The sequence below is a fragment of the Gallaecimonas zhanjiangensis genome, assembly GCF_057624825.1.
The window spans coordinates 1,718,835-1,736,808 of the sequence record NZ_CM172603.1; the positions used below are offsets into that span (position 1 = coordinate 1,718,835).

Here is a 17,974-nt window from a genome sequence, read left to right on the forward strand (position 1 = left end):
GCAGACAATGTTCAACCTGCCCTATATCCAGCCCCTATTCCGGCCACCTTCGGAGTGGCAGTCCCTTATCTTGCAGGTCACCAACGGTTGCAGTTACAACCAGTGCACCTTTTGCGACATGTACACGGCGCCGCAGAAGAAGTTTCGCGCCAAAAAGCGGGAAGACATCGCCGAAGAGTTAAAAGCGGTGGCGGCCACCGGCGTCTCGGTGCAGAAGGTCTTTTTGGCCGACGGCGACGCCATGACCCTGCCCACCCGGCGGCTGGTGGAGATTTGCGAACTTATCCGCCAGTACCTGCCCAGCGTGCGGCGCATCAGCAGCTATTGCCTGCCACGCAACGTCAAGAATAAATCCGTAGCCGAGCTTCGTACCCTGGCCGAACTGGGGCTGACCCTGGTGTATGTGGGCTGCGAAAGCGGTGACGACGAGGTGCTGGCTGGCATCAACAAAGGCGAAACTTTTGAAAGCTCCCAAGCGGCGCTGTTAAAGCTAGGTGAAGCCGGTATCAAGCGTTCGGTGATGATCTTAAACGGCATGGGCGGTGTCGAGCGCTCTCACCAGCACGCCATCCACTCGGCCCAGCTGATGAATGCCACCCAGCCTGAGTTTCTCTCCACCCTGGTGGTGTCCTTTCCCTTAGGAATGGCGCGGGTGGTGGCGGGCTTTGGCGGGCGCTTTACCCCCCTTGAAGTGCCCCATTTGATTGACGAACAGGGCTGGCTTATCGGCGAGCTAGCGTTAGAGCGCACCGTGTTTCGCTCTGACCATGCCTCCAACTACCTGGTGTTAAAAGGCACCCTGGGTAAAGACAAGGCCGCGCTCTTGTCGCAAATCGACAAAGCCAGGGCAGGGCTGGTGCCGCTTCGCGCCGAATGGCAACGGGGGCTTTGATGGGCTTTATTTAAGGTCTTGCTCTGCTTCAAAGGACTGATCAGATGAAGACCTTGCTCCTGGCCCTGTGCCTTTTTATCCCGCCTTGTTTTGCCAAGCTGCCGCCGCTGCTGGCCAATCGCTATGAAGGGGGCATTGATGTCAGCCAATACCTTGTCAGCGAAAAGCTCGACGGGGTGCGCGGCCGCTGGACCGGCCAAAGGCTGCTCACTAAAACCGGCAACCCGATACAGGCCCCTCACTGGTTTACCGAAGCGCTTCCACCCACGGCGCTAGACGGTGAGCTTTGGATAAGGCGCGGCGCCTTTAGCGAGGTGGCGGCCGTGGTCTTGGACCGCGAGCCGGATGACGCCGCCTGGCGCCAAGTCCATTACATGCTGTTTGACATGCCAGATGCCAAAGGGCCATTTGTTCAGCGGCTTGCAGCCATGACGGCGCTGGTTAACGCCACGGCCAAGCCCTGGCTGCAAGTGATATCCCAGCGCCAACTTGCCAGCGAAGATGCGCTGATGGCATGGCTAGAGCAGGTGGTAGCGGGAGGCGGCGAAGGGCTGATGCTGCACCGTATGGATGCCCTTTACCAACATGGCCGCAGCGACGACTTGTTAAAGTTGAAAAAAGCCGACGACATGGAAGGCACCGTGGTGGCGATATTGCCGGGGCAGGGCAAATACCAAGGCATGATGGGGTCGTTGCTGCTGGAGCTTGATAACGGCCAGCGCTTTCGCCTGGGCACCGGCTTTACCGATGCGCAACGCGCGCAGCCGCCAGCGGTGGGGGCGCGGGTTACCTTTAGCCATCATGGCTTTACTAAAAACGGCAAGCCGCGCTTTGCCCGCTTTTTGCGGGTCAGGCCAGATGGGGCCTGAAACAATGCCGGCGCCATAAAGGCGCCGGTAAAACAAGCGTCAGGCAGGCCCTCAAACCGGGGTCACGTTTTCCGCTTGTGGGCCTTTTTGACCCTGGGTTACTACCATGGTCACTTGCTGGCCCTCGGACAGGGAACGGCGACCGTTACCGTTGATGGCACTGAAGTGTACGAATACGTCTTTACCGCCTTCTTGCTCAATGAACCCGAAACCCTTCTCGTCATTGAACCACTTTACGGTACCTTTCACTTGATTTGACATAAACTCTATTTCCGATTTGCGAAAACACAAACCTAAGTAAAACAATAATATGCTTAGGCTTTAGCATGGTCCTATCCACGCTTATGAGCAATGATGTCGCCATCTGTTCAGAATGTAAACTAGCCATCGGTATAAGTTTGTTTCAACACAGTATCAGTGGTCTGATCATTTATCTGGCTAGACCATATCTGCCAGAATTAAGGAGTAGACTGGCGCCAGTTAAAAAAGAGGTCTTTTTCCAAGCCTATGTTTTTGAATGATTATCACCAGATCACCCCCGAGGGTTTTGCCTTCAGCCGAGCCCAGGCCAGCCGTTTTGCCAAGGGCGTAGCGGCCGATTTCAACCCTATTCACGACGAAGATGCCAAGCGTTTTTGTGTGCCGGGCGATCTGTTGTTCGCAATGCTGCTTAGCCGCATCGGCCTTCGCCAGAAAATGCGCTGCACTTTCTCCGGCATGGTGGGCGGCGACATTTCCCTGCACCTGGCCGACCAAGACAGCCACGCCCGTATTCTTGACGGTGCCGGTAAGGAATACCTCGACTTGGCCTACAGCGGCGACAACAACCCAGACTTGGCGCTGATTGAGCACTTGGTCAAAGGTTATGTGCGCTTCTCCGGGCAGAACTTTCCGCCCATCCTGCTGCCGCTGATGAAAGAACAAGCGGTGATGGTGAACCCAGCCCGGCCCCTGGTGATGTACCAGAGCATGGCCATCGACCTCAAAACTGTGGCCTTGGGCGCGCCAGAGATTGTGTTCTCCGGTGCGAGCCTTGATGTAGACGGCAAGCGCGGCACCGCCCATCTGCGGTTTGATTTTGTGGAGAACGGCCAGGTGGTGGGCAGCGGCGAGAAGGTGATGGTGCTGTCGGGGCTGGTCCCCTACGACCAGGCCGAGATGGACAAGATGGTGGCCTTTTACTACCAGCGAAAAAACGCCTACGCCGCCTGAAAAAAACGCCGCATCTGCGGCGTTTTTTAATGGTCTATCCCTTTGCCTGGCAACTGATCTGCGACTGGATAGCGCATTGCTTTTTCACAGCATCGTTGCCTGCCTGGCTGATACAAAAATCCATTCTCACCCATTGCGAACCCGCTTGGCTGGCCGCCGAACTGGGCTGCCAATGCCAGGCTTGTAGCGCCTTGGTAGCCGCGGCAAAGGCGGCGGCTTTCGGCGCGGCGCTCACTAGGCGAACTGCTGTGGTATTGCCGTCCTGGTCGATATCGACTTGATAAACCGCGCAGCCCGTTATCTGGCTTTTGGCCATCTCCTGGGGATAGGGCACCATTTTTGTGGTGTCATGCACCCACGCGGGGTTAGCGGTTTGAGGGTAGCTGACGGCAACATCGGCATAGATGTTGATGCTGAAAAGTAGCGGCAGTAATGCACTCATAATGGGTTTCTTGTGCAGTGTTGGCCCTGTCCAGGGCTTTTAGTTAAATACCGGGGCGTCGAAATCTTCCGGCTCGTCGGTATAGATACAAACGTTGTGCTTGGCCACCAGGCCGTCGGGGGCAACGCAGTGGGCTTCGAAAAAGGCGCTGATGGCGCTTCGCTGGCAGTGAGCTTCAAAGCTTGCCATGTCCGCCCAAATTTCGTTGAACACCAGCGGAAAACTTTGGCCACCGGCAAAAGGGCTGGGAATATGGCGGGTAACCTTGTATTGCAGGCAGCCGTCTTCGCGCAGGGTATCGGCCTCAAGGGCCTGCAGCACGCGAAACAGTGCCTTATCTTTGCCGGCCTTGGGCTCGAAGCTGGCAATGCAATAGACCTTTTTGGACATCTGAGTCTCTCCTTCTTAGCTGGCCACAGCATGCCTGCTGGTGGCCTTGATGCCAAGGCCGCCATGAAACCGATACAGATCAACTTTCGCCCTTGAAGCCGGGAGTAGGCTGGCTGGGTCTTAGTTGTATTAGGTGCATTTTATGGCGGCGTTTTCGCAATTACTGAGCCCTTGGCGCGCTTTGGCGGCGGTGCAGACTATCCCCACAGGCTGGCTGCGGGGCCGGGCGGTGTTTGGCGGGTTAACGGCGGCCATGCTCTTTGAGCATATAAAGGCCAAAGTGGAGCCTGACTTGCCGGTACGTTCCCTGCATTTTGCTTTCGTGGCACCGGCGACACCGGGGCGGGTTGAGGTGCATGCCGAGGAGCTTAGAGCCGGGCGTTATGTGACTCAGGTGCAAGGCGAGCTTTGCCAGCATGGCGACTGTGTGTTGTCGGTCTTGGCGAGCTTTGGCCAGGCCAGGCCTTCAGCGGTGTCCATTGCGCCTCCTGAGCCCCGGCATTTTACCGAGCCGGTGCAGTGCCAGCCGATGCCGGATTTTATTGAGCCTGGCCCCGAGTTCGCAGCGCATTTTGACCTATGCATTGCCACCGGCGCCCTGCCTTTTGCCGGTAGCAGCAGCCGGGAGCTGGGCGGCTGGGTGCGCTTTAAAAACGCGCCTGAAGCGGTGTCCATCGGCCATATTCTGGCGCTGCTTGATGCCTGGCCACCGGCGGTGCTGCCGATGCTTAACGCCCCGGCGCCAGCCAGCCTCCTTGCCTGGACCATTGATTTTGTTGAGCCGCTACCCGCCTTTTGCGGCGACGACTGGTGGCATTATCTGGCCGAGGTGGTGATGGCTGAAGACGGCTACGGCATTATCAGTGCAAGGCTTCGGGATAAAAGTGGCAAGTTGGTGGCGTCATCGCGCCAGACGGTGGCTTTTTTCGGCTGACAAAAAAGGCCCCAAGGGGCCTTTTTTAAAGAATGATGTAGTCGCTTTGGGCAATCACGCCGTTGTGCGGCCCAGGCTGCAGGCTGATATAGCGGCCCTGCACGCAATCGATGGGAATACAGTCGTCCACGTCCAAAAGGGCGTCGGTATGGGGTTTGTCCCAGCGGCTGTCCATCATTGCCTTGCCTTTTTGTTTGGCCTCGGCCTTATCGCTCGCCACCACCAGCAGGTAGTCGTGTACTTCACCAAAGCAACCTTCAAGGTAACCGCCAAGGTTGATGAAAAAGAGGCGGGGCTCATCGGGGCCGGGTGCGCTGTCGGCCAAGGTGACCTGATATTGCTCGACCCCGTCTACCGCCATCCAGGAGTCGATATGCAGCCCTTGGCGGTCGCCAAACCATTGGCTTTTTAACTGCTCAAAACTGTCTTCAAAAGAATCCGCAACGGCAAAAACCACATCGTGTACTTCGATCTTGGCCTTGGGGTGCCGTCCCCCAAGCATCACCACGTAAAGCATGTGCACACTCCTTCTTTGGGCCACGGCATGGTAATACGGCCCTTTGGCATTAGCCAGCCAGAAGGCACTTAGGTAGCGGGTTTTCGTCTTTGAGCTTTTGGGTGATGTCGGCAATGGCCTCGCGCAGCCAGCGGTGCGCCGGGTTACGTTCATTGCGCTCATGCCAGATAAGGGATACCGGCTTGATGGGAATATCGATGGGCGGCTTGGTTACCCAAAGCTCACCACAGCTGGTGTATTCAAAAATGGCGCCAAAGGGCAGGGTGGCGATAAGGTTGTTTTCACGCAGTAGCTTAGGCACCACCGAGAAGTGGTTGGTGGTCATGGCCACCCGCCGCTCAAGGCCAAGATCGCTCAGCATGCAATCGACAATGCCCTGGCGGTCACCAGACAGAGACACCATCAGGTGGTCGGCCTTGATGAAGTCTTCCAACTGCAGCGGCTTGTGGGCCAGCGGATGGTGGTTACCCATGGTGCAGGCGTAGTAGGAGTCAAACAAATACATATGGCGCAGCTGCGGCGCCATGGTGGGGGTGGCCTGGCTTATTACAAAGTCCACCTCGGCGTTGAGCAGCATGTTTTCCATGGTGGCGGTGGTAAAAGGCACCGCCAATACGTCTACCCCGGCCGCCCCTTGCTCTATTTTGTGGCGCAACTTGCTCCAATAAATGTCGACGGTCAGATCGGTAACCCCAACGCGAAATTCCTGGCGGGTACTGACCGGGTCGAAGGGCTGAGGGTCTACCGCATCTTTGAGTGATTGCAGGTGTTTGCGGGTCTGTTGCCACAGGGACTGGGCAAAAGGAGTAGCCACCACCCCGCGGCCTTCTTTGACGAATACCGGGTCGCCAAAGCTGACCCGCATCCTTGATATGGCATTGGACACCGCCGGCTGGGTCATGGCCAGCACGCTGGCTGCCCGGGATACGGAGCCTTCGCGCATGATGGCATCGAAGATCACCAGCAGGTTTAGATCCAACTGTTTCATATCATCACCGTAATCAATGTTAGCTATTCGATATATAAATTAGACGATATGATTTTGCGCCCTGAGAATACGTGACGTCAATCACGTTTCTCGGAGCCACTCATGTCTATTCGTTCTCGACTGGCTGTTCTGGGCCTGCTGGTGCTGGCGGGCTGCTCGCCCAAAGCCGAGCAGAATGCCGCCCAGGCCCAGGCCCCCGTTGTCTCGGTGGCCAAGGTGGTCAAGGCCCCCATCAATGAATGGGACCAGTTCACCGGCCGCTTGCAATCCCCTGAGCAGGTTGAAATTCGCCCGCGGGTTTCAGGCTACATCGACAAGGTGGCCTTCACCGAAGGTAGCCTGGTGAAAAAAGGCGATCTGCTGTTCCAAATCGACCCTCGCCCCTTTGCGGCCGAGGTTAAACGTTTGGAAGCTGAGCTGCAAAGCGCCACCGCCAAAGCGCATCAGGCCCGTATGGAAGCCCAGCGCGCCAAGCGCCTCAAAGGCAATGCCATGAGCGCCGAGCAGGCCGATGCCCGGGAAACCACGGCGCTGGCCGCCGAAGCTACCGTTAACGCCACCGCTGCTGCCCTTGATGCCGCTCGCCTTAACCTCGAGTACACCGAGGTGCGGGCGCCGGTATCAGGCCGGGTGTCTCGCGCTTACATCACCGCTGGCAACCTGGTGAACGCCGGCTCCAGCCTGCTCACCTCTGTGGTGTCCACCAAGGCGATTTATGCCTACTTCGATGCCGACGAGCAGCGTTTTATCCAATACAACGATCTGGCTCGCCAAGGCCTGCGCCAAGGCGCCCGCGACCCGAACCAGGTGGTGCTGATGGGTCTGGCAGGGCAACAGGGCTTCCCCTTTACCGGCCATATCGACTTTCTGGATAACCAGGTCAACCCCGATACCGGCACCATCCGAGTACGGGCGGTGTTTAACAATGACGACGGTCGCCTGACTCCCGGCATGTTTGCCCGCATCAAGTGGGTAGCCAGCAACACCTACCCGGCGCTGTTGATAAAAGACACTGCCATCGGCACCGATCTTGGCAAGAAGTTCGTGTTGGTGATGGACGACAAGCACCAGCTCAATTACCGCACCGTGACCCTGGGGCCACGGCTGGAAGGTGGCCTGCGTATCGTCCGTGACGGCCTTAAAGCCACCGACACCATTGTGGTGAACGGTCTGCAACGGGTACGCCCCGGCGCCACCATCAGCCCCGATGTGGTACCCATGGCCACCGACAGCGAACTGCAACTGCTGGCTGCCACCAAGGCGCCCAAGGTGCCATCTGGCACAGCGCAAGCCAATACCCTGGCTGCACGTTGAGGAAGGGTTAAGTGAATTTCTCCCAGTTTTTCATCAAGCGGCCTATCTTTGCGGCCGTGCTATCGCTCATTTTGGTCATCGCGGGCTTGCTGGCGGTGTTCAAGCTGCCGATCAGCGAATACCCGGAAGTGGTGCCCCCCACCGTGGTGGTGACAGCCAATTACCCCGGCGCCAACCCCAAGGTGATAGGGGAAACCGTGGCCACGCCACTGGAGCAGGCCATTAACGGCGTTGAAGGCATGTTGTATATGTCTTCGCAGTCCACCTCCGATGGCCGCATGACCCTGACCGTCACCTTTGCCTTGGGTACCGATCTCAACGATGCCCAGGTAGAAGTGCAAAACCGGGTGGCCCAGGCCCTGCCGCGCCTGCCCGAAGAAGTGCAGCGCCTTGGGGTGGTGTCGGAGAAATCCTCGCCCGATCTCACCATGGTGGTGCACCTGACCTCCCCCAACAACCGCTACGACATGCTGTACCTGTCCAACTATGCGCTGCTGAACGTCAAAGACGAGCTGGCGCGCCTGGACGGGGTAGGGCAGGTACGGATGTTTGGTGCCGGCGAGTACGCCATGCGGGTTTGGCTTGACCCAGACAAACTGGCGGCCCGTAACCTCACCGCGTCTGACGTGGTAGACGCCATCCGTGCCCAAAACACCCAGGTGGCGGCCGGTTCTCTTGGCGCGCCGCCAGATGCCAACCATTCAGACTTCCAGCTGCTGATCAACGTCAAAGGCCGCCTGGCCGACGAGCAGGAATTTGCCAACATCGTGGTGCATGTGGGTAAAGACGGCGAAGTCACCCGTATCCGCGATATCGGCCGGGTTGCCCTTGGCGCCGACAACTACGCGCTGCGCTCCTTGCTGGATAACAAACAAGCGGTGGCCATTCCCATCTTCCAGCGCCCCGGCTCCAACGCCATTGCCATCTCCGACGAAGTGCGGGCCAAGATGGCCGAGCTGAAGAAGAAATTCCCCGAAGGCGTGGATTACTCCATCGTCTACGACCCCACCGTCTTTGTGCGCGGCTCCATCGAAGCGGTAGCCCATACCCTGTTGGAAGCCATCGTACTGGTGGTGCTGGTGGTGGTGCTGTTCCTGCAAACCTGGCGCGCGTCCATCATTCCGCTGGTGGCGGTGCCGGTATCCCTGGTGGGTACCTTCGCGGTGATGTACCTGTTTGGCTTCTCCCTTAACGCGCTTAGCCTTTTTGGCATGGTGCTGGCCATCGGTATCGTGGTGGACGACGCCATCGTGGTGGTGGAGAACGTCGAGCGGAACATTGCCCTGGGTAAGACCCCCTTCGAGGCCACCACCCAGGCCATGCGCGAAGTCACAGGCCCCATCATCGCCACCGCCCTGGTGCTGGCGGCGGTGTTTGTGCCTACCGCCTTTATCTCCGGGCTGACCGGCCAGTTCTACCGCCAGTTTGCGCTGACCATCGCCATTTCTACCTTTATCTCGGCGTTCAACTCCCTGACCCTGAGCCCGGCCCTGGCGGCCATTTTGCTCAAAGGCCATGACGCGCCCAAAGACCGCCTGACCCGCATCCTCGATACGCTGCTGGGCGGCTGGTTGTTCAAGCCTTTTAACCGCTTCTTCAACCGCGCTTCCGGTGGCTACGTGTTCGGGGTGCGTAAAATCATCCGCGGCTCGGCCATCACCCTGGTGCTGTACGCGGGCCTCCTTGCCCTGACCGGCTTTAGCTTCAACAAGGTGCCCACCGGCTTTGTGCCAAGCCAGGACAAGCAATACCTGGTGTCCTTTGCGCAGCTCCCCGATGCCGCCACCTTGGACCGCACCGAAGCCGTTATTCGCAAGATGAGCGAGATTGCCCTCAAGCACCCCGGTGTCGAGCACGCCGTGGCCTTCCCGGGGCTGTCCATCAATGGCTTTACCAACAGCTCCAACAGCGGCGTGCTGTTTGTGACCCTCAAGCCCTTTGATGAGCGCACCACGCCGGCGCTGTCAGCGGGCGCCATTGCCGCCGACCTTAACGCCCAGTTTGCCAGCGTGCAGGAAGCCTACACCGCTATCTTCCCGCCGCCGCCGGTGATGGGCCTGGGTACCATTGGTGGCTTCCGCCTGCAGGTGGAAGACCGTGGCAGCCTGGGTTTTGAAGAGCTTTACAAGCAGACTCAGAACGTCATTCAAAAAGCCTGGCAAGACCCACAACTGACCGGCATCTTCTCCAGTTTCCAGGTGAGCGTGCCGCAGCTGGATGTGGACGTGAACCGCGAAAAAGCGATGATGCAAGGGGTATCACTGCCGTCGATTTTCGACACCCTGCAGGTGTACCTCGGTTCCTTGTACGTGAACGACTTCAACCGCTTTGGCCGCACCTTCCAGGTGAACGCCCAGGCTGGCCCCGAGTTCCGTCAAGATCCCGAGCAAATTCGCCTGTTCAAGGTGCGTAACCGCGATGGCGACATGGTGCCGCTGGGCAGCTTTGTCACCCTGACTCAAAGCTCCGGGCCGGACCGGGTGATGCACTACAACGGCTACCCGACTGCGGAGATCAACGCCGCGCCCGCGCCCGGTTTTAGTACCGGCCAGGCTCAGGACGCCATTACCCGCATCCTTAACCAGAACCTGCCCAACGGCATGACCTTCGAGTGGACCGAGCTCACCTACCAGCAAATTCTGGCCGGCAATACCAGCTACCTGGTGTTCCCGCTGGTGATAATCCTGGTGCTGCTGGTCCTGGCCGCGCTCTATGAGAGCTGGTCGCTGCCGCTGGCCATCGTGCTGATTGTGCCGATGACGCTGTTAAGCGCCATGGTCGGGGTGATGATCCAGGGTGGTGACAACAACATCTTCACCCAGATAGGGCTTATCGTGCTGGTGGGGCTGGCCTGTAAAAACGCCATACTTATCGTCGAGTTTGCCAAGGAGCAAGAAGAGCTGCAGGGCAAAGGTATTGTCGAGGCGGTGCTGGAAGCCTGTAGGCTGCGTCTGCGCCCCATCTTGATGACGTCCATGGCCTTTATCATGGGGGTAGTGCCGCTGGTGCTGTCCACCGGCGCCGGCGCCGAGATGCGCCAGGCCATGGGTGTGGCGGTGTTTGCAGGGATGATTGGGGTGACCTTCTTCGGCCTCTTGCTAACCCCGGTGTTCTACGTGGTTATTCGCCGCCTAGTAGAAAGGCGGCGGGCCAAAAAAGCCTTAACGCACGGCTCCTAACGAGCCCCTCTTTGCCGGCCCTTGTGGCCGGCTTTTTTATGCCAGCAGCGCCGCTTTAAGGCCGGCTTCCAAAAAATCGCCGTCCAGGGCGTCGTGGTCAATCAGCTCGACCTTGCTGTCGCCATCGACCCCCAGCTCGGTAATGGCAAGTGCCCCGTCGACGGCGTTAAAGGCCATCATGCCCTTGTCGGTCATCATCACCGCTTTTAAGCGCAGCACGTCGCAGGCGCTGAACAAAAACCACAGCTCGCGAAAATCAAAACGGCACCCAGGAGCAAACAAAAAGCCCAGGCTGTGCATGCCGTCCTGGTGCTGGGCCCGGCGCTCAAAAAGCGCGCCAGGGGGCACGCTCAAGGTGGCGGGCAGCACGGTATCAAGGGCGGGCTGCTGGGCCTTGGCAAACTTTTGTATGAGCGGCCGGGTAGGGGCATTGAGGGTCTCAAGGGGCACCTCGCCCTGGCTTAACCAGAGGCGGTTATCGGTGAGCCCCAGCGTATCGGCCTTGGCAAAAACGGCGTCTTTGGCCGGGCAACCGGGCATATCGGTTTTGTTAAACACCAGCACATCGGCCAGGGCCAACTGCTGGCGATAGGTGTCGTGGCTGAGGTATCGCTCGTTAAAAAGCGCCTGGGGGTTAACCAGGGTCAGGGTGGCGCCCAGGGCCAACACGCCCCGGTATTGGCTGGCGCTCAGCTGCTCAAGGAGGCTGGCCGGGTGGCCAAGGCCGGTGGGCTCAATCAGCAGCACATCAGGGTTTTGCTCGCGAATTAGCTGATTTAAGGCCACCTGCATCGGCAAACCTTGGGCGCAGCAGATGCAACCGCCCGGCACTTCGCGGATGGCGGCGCCGCTTTGTGACAGCAAGGCGCCGTCGATACCCACTTCGCCAAATTCGTTGACCAGCACTGCCCATTTTTGCTGCGGCGGCTTATGGGCCAGCAGGTGCAGCAAAGTGGTGGTTTTACCGGTACCCAGAAAGCCGGTGATGATATGGGTCTTGATGGGGCTTTGAAACTTCATGACTTCCACAGATAACGAGGGGGCTGGCTACCGTCGAGGGAGAGCAGGATGCGGCAATGGATGGTGTCGAAATCGTCGTTTTCGCCCAGCAGGCCAACCTGAATTTCGGTGAAATTCTCGGTGGCCAGGGGCACCACGATATCCTTGGCCCAGTCGGCACCGGGAATCACGGCGTCCACGGCGCCCCGTTCTTCAAATTCCAGGGTGATATCTACCAGATCTTCTGCGCTGAGATGGTCGGCGGCCTGGGCCAGAAACAACTCGTAACCCCAGTCGATGGCATCGTCAATGGACATAACAGCTCCTCTTTATCAGCAGGGCCATTGTCTCGCACTTTGGGCGGGGGCGCAGAACATTTCGCGCCCGGTAGCGGCGTCAGGGCGTAAAAATGCCATCCATGGCTGACGGAAATCCCTACACCAGGGAGAAAGGTGTCAGAGCAATGTAAAAGCCATTGGCCGCTCAAGACAGGGCGTTAAACCCATACAGCGTGCCCTAAATGCTTGATCGCACTAGCCAAACGCGTTGTGGTTGTGTGCCTTTGGCTTAAGGCTGATAATGGCCGTCCTTTATTGCCGAATCACGGGTCACATGAAGCGTCAAAACAGCCAGTTACTGCAAGAAGCAGAAGAGCGTTGCCGCCAGTCAGGCCGCCAGTGGACCAGCCAACGGGCTGATGTGCTGAGCGTGTTGGCCGACCAACACGGCCCGGTAACGGCCTATGAGCTGTTAGATGCCATCAAATCCGTGCATCCCAATCCCAAACCCGCCACCGTTTACCGCGCCCTGGAGTTCTTTATGGAGCTGGGCCTGGTACACAAGCTCGATTCGGCCAACCGCTTTGTCCTTTGCAGCCACCAGCACGAAGAACATCGCGCCCAGTTTCTTATCTGCGACAACTGTGGCCATGTAGACGAAGTGCCGGTCGCCGCCAAGCTGCTGGCCGCCCTTGAAGAGCAATCGGCGCGGCTGGAATTTGCCATGGCCGACAAAGGCCTCGAGATACACGGCCTGTGCGCCCGTTGCCGCCAGCATTGATACAAAACAGTGTTCGTATTACGCTGACGTAAACTGCTTTTTGTTAATGTTTTTATGAAGCTGCCGATATATCCCTGTGGCTTCAGTGCGGATCTCATCTATGCGAAAAAACCTGCCGGTAACCGGCCGCGAGCGCACCTTCAGTGCCGAGCAGCGCCTGGTTTCCATTACCGATCTCCAGGGCAATATCTCCTACTGCAACGACGCGTTTGTCGACATCAGCGGTTTTAGCCGCGACGAACTGCTCGGTCAGCCCCAGAATATCGTGCGCCACCCGGACATGCCGGCGGCCGCCTTTCAAACCATGTGGGAGCACCTTAAAGCCGGCAAACCCTGGATGGGCCTGGTAAAAAACCGCTGCAAAAACGGCGATCACTACTGGGTACAGGCCTACATCACCCCCATCACCGAAAAGGGCAAGATGGTGGGCTATGAGTCGGTTAGAAGCTGCCCAAGCCGCAGCGACGTAGCCCGCGCCGAGGCGCTTTATAGTCTTATCAACCAAGGCAAAAGCGCCAAGCTATCCAAGCTTGAGCCGCAACTGGTGGGTATCGCCCTTGGCGCCGCCATTATGGGGCTTTTTTACGCCCTCGGCTGGCGCCTGGCAGCCGAGCTTTGGGTGATGGTGGTATTCGGCATTTACAGCATCTGGAGCCGGGTTAAACGCAACGCCATTTTCGAAGGCTTAAGCGGCTTGCTGCCCAAGGCCTTTGCCGATGAGTTGGCGGTAAAAAGCTTTACCGACAATAACGATCAGTTGGGCCTTTTGAAGGTTAAAATTCTCTCCACCCGTGCCCACCTGGACATGGTAATGACCCGCATCGACGACGCTGCCAAGAGCGTCGCCACTGGCGCCAAAGACGGCCTTAACCAGAGCCGGCAGGCGGCCAGCCAAATGCATCGCCAGCAGCAAGAAACCGAGCAGGTGGCTACCGCCATGCAGCAGATGACCTCCACCATCACCGAGGTCTCCGAGCATGTTCAGGCCACCGCCGGCAAGGCCGACAGTGCCAACAGTCTGGCCAGCGATGGTCGCCAAGTGGCCGGGGATACCCGCAGCGCCATCGAGCAGCTAAAAGACACCGTCGATGCCATCGGCCAGTCGGTACAAAGCCTTTCAGCTGAGAGCCACAGCATTGCCCAGGCGGCGATGATGATTGAGCAAATCGCCGAGCAGACCAATCTGTTGGCCCTAAATGCTGCCATTGAGGCGGCCCGCGCCGGCGAGCAGGGCCGCGGCTTTGCGGTGGTGGCCGATGAGGTGCGTAAGCTTGCCAGCCGCACCCAAGAGTCCACCCAGCAAATTCATCAGATAATAGAGCGCCTCACTCGCCAGGCCGATGCGGCGGTGAAAATTGCCGATACCGGCCGTAGCGACGCCGAGCAGGGCCTGGCGCAGGTGCGCCGGGCCGAGACCATGCTTGGCGGCATTTCTGACGAGGTAGGCGCCATTGCCGATATGTCGTTGCAAATGGCCGCCGCCGTGGAAGAACAAGCCCATGTGGCCGAAGAGATAAACCGCCAGGTGGTAACCATTGCCGACCTTGCCAAAGACAGCGTCGGCCAGGCCCAGGCCTCGTCGGATAACGTCGGCAAGCTGCACCAGATAGCCGGGCAACTCCAAGAGATGGTGGCGAGATTCCGCCACTGATCACATTTATGAAAAAGGCGCCGAAAGGCGCTTTTTTTCTGCCTGTTTTCTGGTCAACGCTTGGTGGGCCAGACACGTCAAATCATAAAAAAAACTTTAATATCATCTAGATAAATAGGTGGGTGGCGATTGGTTTGATGTTTATAAAGAAGGGCTTTGCCAGTTTCCGACAAGCTTTTGATATTAAGCTGCCAGGGCTTCACCCGTCGGGAGCCAAAGAGAGGAGCCAATTTCAAGTGCATAAAAAACATGCGTTTTTTACATTTCTCATGAAGATGTTTGATCTTTAACTCAAGTTTCATCAAGGTTTAACACAGGTCTCATTCTGACCGGCTTATGCAAGGTTGGTGCAAGCTTGCATTGTTATAAGCCTGTTATGGAGGCTGAGGTCTGTGGTTAGTGGCCTATCTCCTGAATTTAAAAATATAAGTTGTGAATCAAAATTTGAGGGATAGTCCGTGGACAATAAAAAGTTTCGCCTGGCGTTAATACCCCTGGCCTTGTGGGGAAGCCACTTACCTGCTGCTTATGCAACCAGTGACTTTTCGGATATCGAGGTCAAGGCCACTTCATCTGAAAATGCAACGGCCAGTACTGATGTCAAAACCACCGAAAAGAAAAAGAATAAAAAGGAAAAAACAGATACCAATGTTGCTGAAGAACATATCGAGGTAACCGGTACCCGCTTGCAAAACGGTGACATCACCTCGCGACAACTCATTATTACCGAGCAGGACATCAAGGCTCGGGGGGTCAGCAGTGTTGAAGATTTGATCCGTACCCTGCCGCAAAACCTGGCCACCATCGGTACCATTACCAATGAGCGAACCAAAGGGCCTCTTAGCAACAGGGGGAAAACGGCGGTATCAGCACTGGGGTCTTTGGGGGTGTCGGCTGCCAACCTCGGCGGCATGGGCGCCGGGCAGACCCTGGTATTGGTGAATGGGCGTCGTTTAGCTGGAGCTGCCGGTATTGAAGACGGTTTTGTGAACCTCAATGGCATTCCGTTGACCGCCATCGAGCGGGTAGAAATTAGCCTGGATGGCGCCTCTGCCGTTTACGGTTCTGATGCCATGGGCGGCGTCATTAACTTCATTCTGAAAAAAGGCTTTTCAGGCAGCACCATCAGTGTGCAGCACCTTGATTCAGAAAATAATGCCAATAAAGACCGTATTAGTCTTTACTCGGGTTATGCTTGGACATCTGGTAGTGTCTCCGGCACTGTTGAATATACAAAGCAAAAGCCAATTAATAACTGGAAGTCGGGTTATACCACCGAAAACTATTCTAGTTATTACGATGGCGACAGTACTTATGATTTTCGCTCTTTATCAAACGGTGCTCAGCCGGGCGTGATAGTAACGCCTGTCTATCAATATGACGGTGAAGGGAATTACATCGGTACAATTGAGCAAGGTTTGTCTCTTCCTGCCGGTTTTACGGGTAAACCCACCATCGATGATATGGTGACTGTCGGCTCAGAAGTGATGCGTGATTATGTGCCTGAAAAAGCTGGCCCTGACGCTGATACCATGAGTGTGACCCTAAATTTTGACCAACGGCTAACAGAGCACTTGAGCTTTTATGCCAATGGCCTTTATACCCGCGCCAAGAACAGTCAAGAATACCAATATACATCTGGCTTAACGGTTCAGCTGGCGCCAGGGCAATATTACAATCCGTACCCAGCCTATTATTTCAGCTCTTACAACCCTGGCACAACGGTTGCCTATTACCCGCAGGCTGAATTGGATGCTGGCCTTCTACCTCAAGGGCGAATTCAAAATACCAACATCAACTGGAGCCTGAATACCGGATTTACCTACGAGTTTAACGAAGATACCAAGCTTGATTTCGTGTACACGACATCGGCATCAACCAGTAAAGGCCAGCGTTGGAACTTTAACTCGGTGGTATCTTTGATCGCCGATACCAATTCTCCGAGCGGTGTTTCTTGTTACAACTACGACCTGACGAGTGGTCTTGTCACCGGCGCTGACCGTGACCGGTTGCAGCAGGCGTTTGACCAGCAATGTATAGACTTGACCAGCAGTGACCCCAATGTTGCTTTTAATCCGTGGAATGCTTCTGCCAATGCGGCCGGCGCCAACATTAATGACTTTTTCTTCCTGCAAGAGGAAGAGCAGCGTAGCTCTGGCCTTAAAAACTACGAGTTGAGGCTCAATGGCTCTTTGTATCAGTTGCCGGCTGGTAAAGTGTTTTATGCCTTTGGTGGCGAATACAACGATGATGGTGTCAGCAGCAACGAAGTAAAGGTCAAAACCGGTGAAGCGGTAGACAGGGACAAATATGCCTTGTTTGGCGAGCTTAACCTGCCGGTTTTCGGCGGTGATTACACCGTTTTGGGGGCGAAACAATTAACCCTGAAAGTGGCTGCGCGCCGGGATATTTATAAAACAAAAGGCGCCGTTGGCACGGTAGATGGCACACCTGTCGACCAAGGCGGTGAGTTGGTGATGGGTAAAAATACCTTTGCACGAACTACGCCCAGCTATAGCTTCTACTGGGAGCCGATAAACGGCATTTCTTTGCGCGGGAAATGGTCAAAAGGCTTTCAGGCGCCACCATTTACGCAGCTATTTGACGTTGCTGGCACCACCACCTACAGCACCATTATTTTTAACGATCCGCTCTATGATTGCAGCGCACATAACGATTGCGACTACCAGTACAGTGCCAACTCGTACTATGCGCCAATGAAGATGGCGCCAAACCCAGACTTGAAACCGCAAACCTCGACGCAAAAGTCCTTGATGCTATCGCTGTTTCCAAGTGGGCTGCTCAATGGTCTGAACCTTGATGTCACCTGGAATAAAACCGAGCGCCGGAACGAGTTTGCCAAGTTGCAGGACATGTATTACCTGTTACCGCAATCTGAGGTCTATAAGCTGCCACAATATTTTACTCGTGATAGCAGTGGCAAAATCATTCAGGCAAATACGCTGACAACCAACATCTCGGGTTCGACTTTTGAGTCTATGACTTATGAGCTGCGTTATAACCTGGATACCGCTTTCGGCTCATTTGCGCCACAAGTGACGTATCTGCGCAATATCAAGTCAGAGCAAAAGGCTTTTGAGGACAGCACTCCCATTTCAACCATCGGTAAGCTGCAAGGGGTTGATAAGTACAAGATCACCAGTTCGCTTCGCTACGACTACCAAGACTTTACGGCGACTTTGTGGATGTACTACACCCCAAGCTACATCAATGATTACGAGCAAAACATGTACGCCGGGGTTATCGACCGTCCAGAGTATGCAAAAGAGGTCGGTTCGATGACCACATTCGATTTGACCATGGGCTATCAGTTGACCAATGCCCTGCGGGTTAACTTTGCCGGCCGTAACATCTTTGACCGCGACCCTGCCTTTGTGGTGGTTCAGGGCCGGCCATACGATACGGCGCGATATGATGCTGCGGGCAGGACACTGTCCCTCGAACTGCAATATGATTTCTAAGCGCTGCCGTTTTGTGTAAACCAAACGCCCTGCTTGCCAGGGCGTT

The 17,974-nt window shown here is 56.5% G+C and carries 17 protein-coding genes; 9 read left to right on the top strand and 8 right to left on the bottom strand.

Annotated elements, in window-relative coordinates; genetic code table 11:
• The first annotated feature begins 7 nt into the window (after positions 1-7).
• A complete protein-coding gene (locus AC22G1_RS08125) occupies positions 8-892 on the top strand; it encodes a radical SAM protein (RefSeq protein ID WP_487316307.1) in 885 nt (294 codons plus the stop codon).
• A gap of 44 nt (positions 893-936) precedes the next feature.
• Positions 937-1,761, top strand: coding sequence for a DNA ligase (locus AC22G1_RS08130; RefSeq protein WP_487316308.1), 825 nt, complete (start codon positions 937-939; stop codon positions 1,759-1,761).
• 51 nt (positions 1,762-1,812) lie between these two features.
• Here AC22G1_RS08130 and AC22G1_RS08135 read toward each other — a convergent pair whose 3' ends face one another.
• Positions 1,813-2,022, bottom strand: a complete 210-nt coding sequence (locus tag AC22G1_RS08135) for a cold-shock protein (RefSeq protein ID WP_050658589.1) — start codon at positions 2,020-2,022, stop codon at positions 1,813-1,815.
• A gap of 246 nt (positions 2,023-2,268) precedes the next feature.
• On the opposite strand from AC22G1_RS08135, the gene AC22G1_RS08140 reads away from it, so the two are divergent.
• On the top strand, positions 2,269-2,973 hold the full coding sequence (locus AC22G1_RS08140) for a DUF3581 family protein (protein ID WP_487316309.1): 705 nt from the start codon (positions 2,269-2,271) through the stop codon (positions 2,971-2,973).
• 34 nt (positions 2,974-3,007) lie between these two features.
• Here the strand turns inward: AC22G1_RS08140 and AC22G1_RS08145 are convergent, their stop codons facing one another.
• On the bottom strand, positions 3,008-3,415 hold the full coding sequence (locus tag AC22G1_RS08145) for a TonB family protein (RefSeq protein WP_487316310.1): 408 nt from the start codon (positions 3,413-3,415) through the stop codon (positions 3,008-3,010).
• Positions 3,416-3,454: 39 nt separating this feature from the next.
• Positions 3,455-3,805, bottom strand: coding sequence for a putative quinol monooxygenase (locus AC22G1_RS08150; RefSeq protein ID WP_487316311.1), 351 nt, complete (start codon positions 3,803-3,805; stop codon positions 3,455-3,457).
• Between the two features lie 142 nt (positions 3,806-3,947).
• On the opposite strand from AC22G1_RS08150, the gene AC22G1_RS08155 reads away from it, so the two are divergent.
• Positions 3,948-4,739, top strand: coding sequence for an acyl-CoA thioesterase (locus tag AC22G1_RS08155; protein ID WP_487316312.1), 792 nt, complete (start codon positions 3,948-3,950; stop codon positions 4,737-4,739).
• A 25-nt stretch (positions 4,740-4,764) separates the two neighbouring features.
• On the opposite strand, the gene AC22G1_RS08160 is transcribed toward AC22G1_RS08155, so the two are convergent.
• Positions 4,765-5,256 carry a DUF1543 domain-containing protein gene (locus tag AC22G1_RS08160; protein ID WP_487316313.1) on the bottom strand — a complete coding sequence of 164 codons (492 nt, stop codon included), beginning with the start codon at positions 5,254-5,256 and terminating at the stop codon, positions 4,765-4,767.
• 49 nt (positions 5,257-5,305) lie between these two features.
• Positions 5,306-6,244, bottom strand: a complete 939-nt coding sequence (locus AC22G1_RS08165) for a LysR family transcriptional regulator (protein ID WP_487316314.1) — start codon at positions 6,242-6,244, stop codon at positions 5,306-5,308.
• Between the two features lie 102 nt (positions 6,245-6,346).
• On the opposite strand from AC22G1_RS08165, the gene AC22G1_RS08170 reads away from it, so the two are divergent.
• Entirely contained in the window at positions 6,347-7,558 is a 1,212-nt protein-coding gene (locus AC22G1_RS08170; RefSeq protein ID WP_487316315.1) for an efflux RND transporter periplasmic adaptor subunit, read from the top strand.
• A gap of 11 nt (positions 7,559-7,569) precedes the next feature.
• Complete coding sequence (locus AC22G1_RS08175) at positions 7,570-10,737, top strand: efflux RND transporter permease subunit (protein WP_487316316.1); 3,168 nt, start codon at positions 7,570-7,572, stop codon at positions 10,735-10,737.
• A gap of 36 nt (positions 10,738-10,773) precedes the next feature.
• On the opposite strand, the gene AC22G1_RS08180 is transcribed toward AC22G1_RS08175, so the two are convergent.
• Complete coding sequence (locus AC22G1_RS08180; RefSeq protein ID WP_487316317.1) at positions 10,774-11,757, bottom strand: CobW family GTP-binding protein; 984 nt, start codon at positions 11,755-11,757, stop codon at positions 10,774-10,776.
• The gene (locus AC22G1_RS08185) at positions 11,754-12,053 is read right to left on the bottom strand and encodes a DUF440 family protein (protein ID WP_050658579.1); all 300 of its coding nucleotides are present in this window, start codon (positions 12,051-12,053) and stop codon (positions 11,754-11,756) included. The genes AC22G1_RS08180 and AC22G1_RS08185 overlap by 4 nt, the downstream gene beginning before the upstream one ends.
• A 295-nt stretch (positions 12,054-12,348) precedes the next feature.
• On the opposite strand from AC22G1_RS08185, the gene AC22G1_RS08190 reads away from it, so the two are divergent.
• On the top strand, positions 12,349-12,795 hold the full coding sequence (locus tag AC22G1_RS08190; RefSeq protein ID WP_487316318.1) for a Fur family transcriptional regulator: 447 nt from the start codon (positions 12,349-12,351) through the stop codon (positions 12,793-12,795).
• A 100-nt stretch (positions 12,796-12,895) separates the two neighbouring features.
• Positions 12,896-14,446, top strand: coding sequence for a methyl-accepting chemotaxis protein (locus AC22G1_RS08195; RefSeq protein ID WP_487316319.1), 1,551 nt, complete (start codon positions 12,896-12,898; stop codon positions 14,444-14,446).
• Positions 14,447-14,523: 77 nt separating this feature from the next.
• On the opposite strand, the gene AC22G1_RS08200 is transcribed toward AC22G1_RS08195, so the two are convergent.
• Positions 14,524-14,748: a hypothetical protein gene (locus tag AC22G1_RS08200; protein WP_487316320.1), complete on the bottom strand. Its 225-nt coding sequence runs from the start codon at positions 14,746-14,748 to the stop codon at positions 14,524-14,526.
• Between the two features lie 156 nt (positions 14,749-14,904).
• Here AC22G1_RS08200 and AC22G1_RS08205 point away from each other — a divergent pair, with 156 nt between their 5' ends.
• Positions 14,905-17,928: a TonB-dependent receptor domain-containing protein gene (locus AC22G1_RS08205; RefSeq protein WP_487316321.1), complete on the top strand. Its 3,024-nt coding sequence runs from the start codon at positions 14,905-14,907 to the stop codon at positions 17,926-17,928.
• The last annotated feature ends 46 nt before the right edge of the window (positions 17,929-17,974 follow it).

Coding starts and splice junctions, on each gene's coding strand:
- AC22G1_RS08125 (WP_487316307.1), top strand. CDS start 8: ATGTTCAACCTGCCCTATATCCAGCCCCTATTCCGGCCACCTTCGGAG.
- AC22G1_RS08130 (WP_487316308.1), top strand. CDS start 937: ATGAAGACCTTGCTCCTGGCCCTGTGCCTTTTTATCCCGCCTTGTTTT.
- AC22G1_RS08135 (WP_050658589.1), bottom strand. CDS start 2,022: ATGTCAAATCAAGTGAAAGGTACCGTAAAGTGGTTCAATGACGAGAAG.
- AC22G1_RS08140 (WP_487316309.1), top strand. CDS start 2,269: ATGTTTTTGAATGATTATCACCAGATCACCCCCGAGGGTTTTGCCTTC.
- AC22G1_RS08145 (WP_487316310.1), bottom strand. CDS start 3,415: ATGAGTGCATTACTGCCGCTACTTTTCAGCATCAACATCTATGCCGAT.
- AC22G1_RS08150 (WP_487316311.1), bottom strand. CDS start 3,805: ATGTCCAAAAAGGTCTATTGCATTGCCAGCTTCGAGCCCAAGGCCGGC.
- AC22G1_RS08155 (WP_487316312.1), top strand. CDS start 3,948: ATGGCGGCGTTTTCGCAATTACTGAGCCCTTGGCGCGCTTTGGCGGCG.
- AC22G1_RS08160 (WP_487316313.1), bottom strand. CDS start 5,256: ATGCTTTACGTGGTGATGCTTGGGGGACGGCACCCCAAGGCCAAGATC.
- AC22G1_RS08165 (WP_487316314.1), bottom strand. CDS start 6,244: ATGAAACAGTTGGATCTAAACCTGCTGGTGATCTTCGATGCCATCATG.
- AC22G1_RS08170 (WP_487316315.1), top strand. CDS start 6,347: ATGTCTATTCGTTCTCGACTGGCTGTTCTGGGCCTGCTGGTGCTGGCG.
- AC22G1_RS08180 (WP_487316317.1), bottom strand. CDS start 11,757: ATGAAGTTTCAAAGCCCCATCAAGACCCATATCATCACCGGCTTTCTG.
- AC22G1_RS08185 (WP_050658579.1), bottom strand. CDS start 12,053: ATGTCCATTGACGATGCCATCGACTGGGGTTACGAGTTGTTTCTGGCC.
- AC22G1_RS08190 (WP_487316318.1), top strand. CDS start 12,349: ATGAAGCGTCAAAACAGCCAGTTACTGCAAGAAGCAGAAGAGCGTTGC.
- AC22G1_RS08195 (WP_487316319.1), top strand. CDS start 12,896: ATGCGAAAAAACCTGCCGGTAACCGGCCGCGAGCGCACCTTCAGTGCC.
- AC22G1_RS08200 (WP_487316320.1), bottom strand. CDS start 14,748: ATGAAACTTGAGTTAAAGATCAAACATCTTCATGAGAAATGTAAAAAA.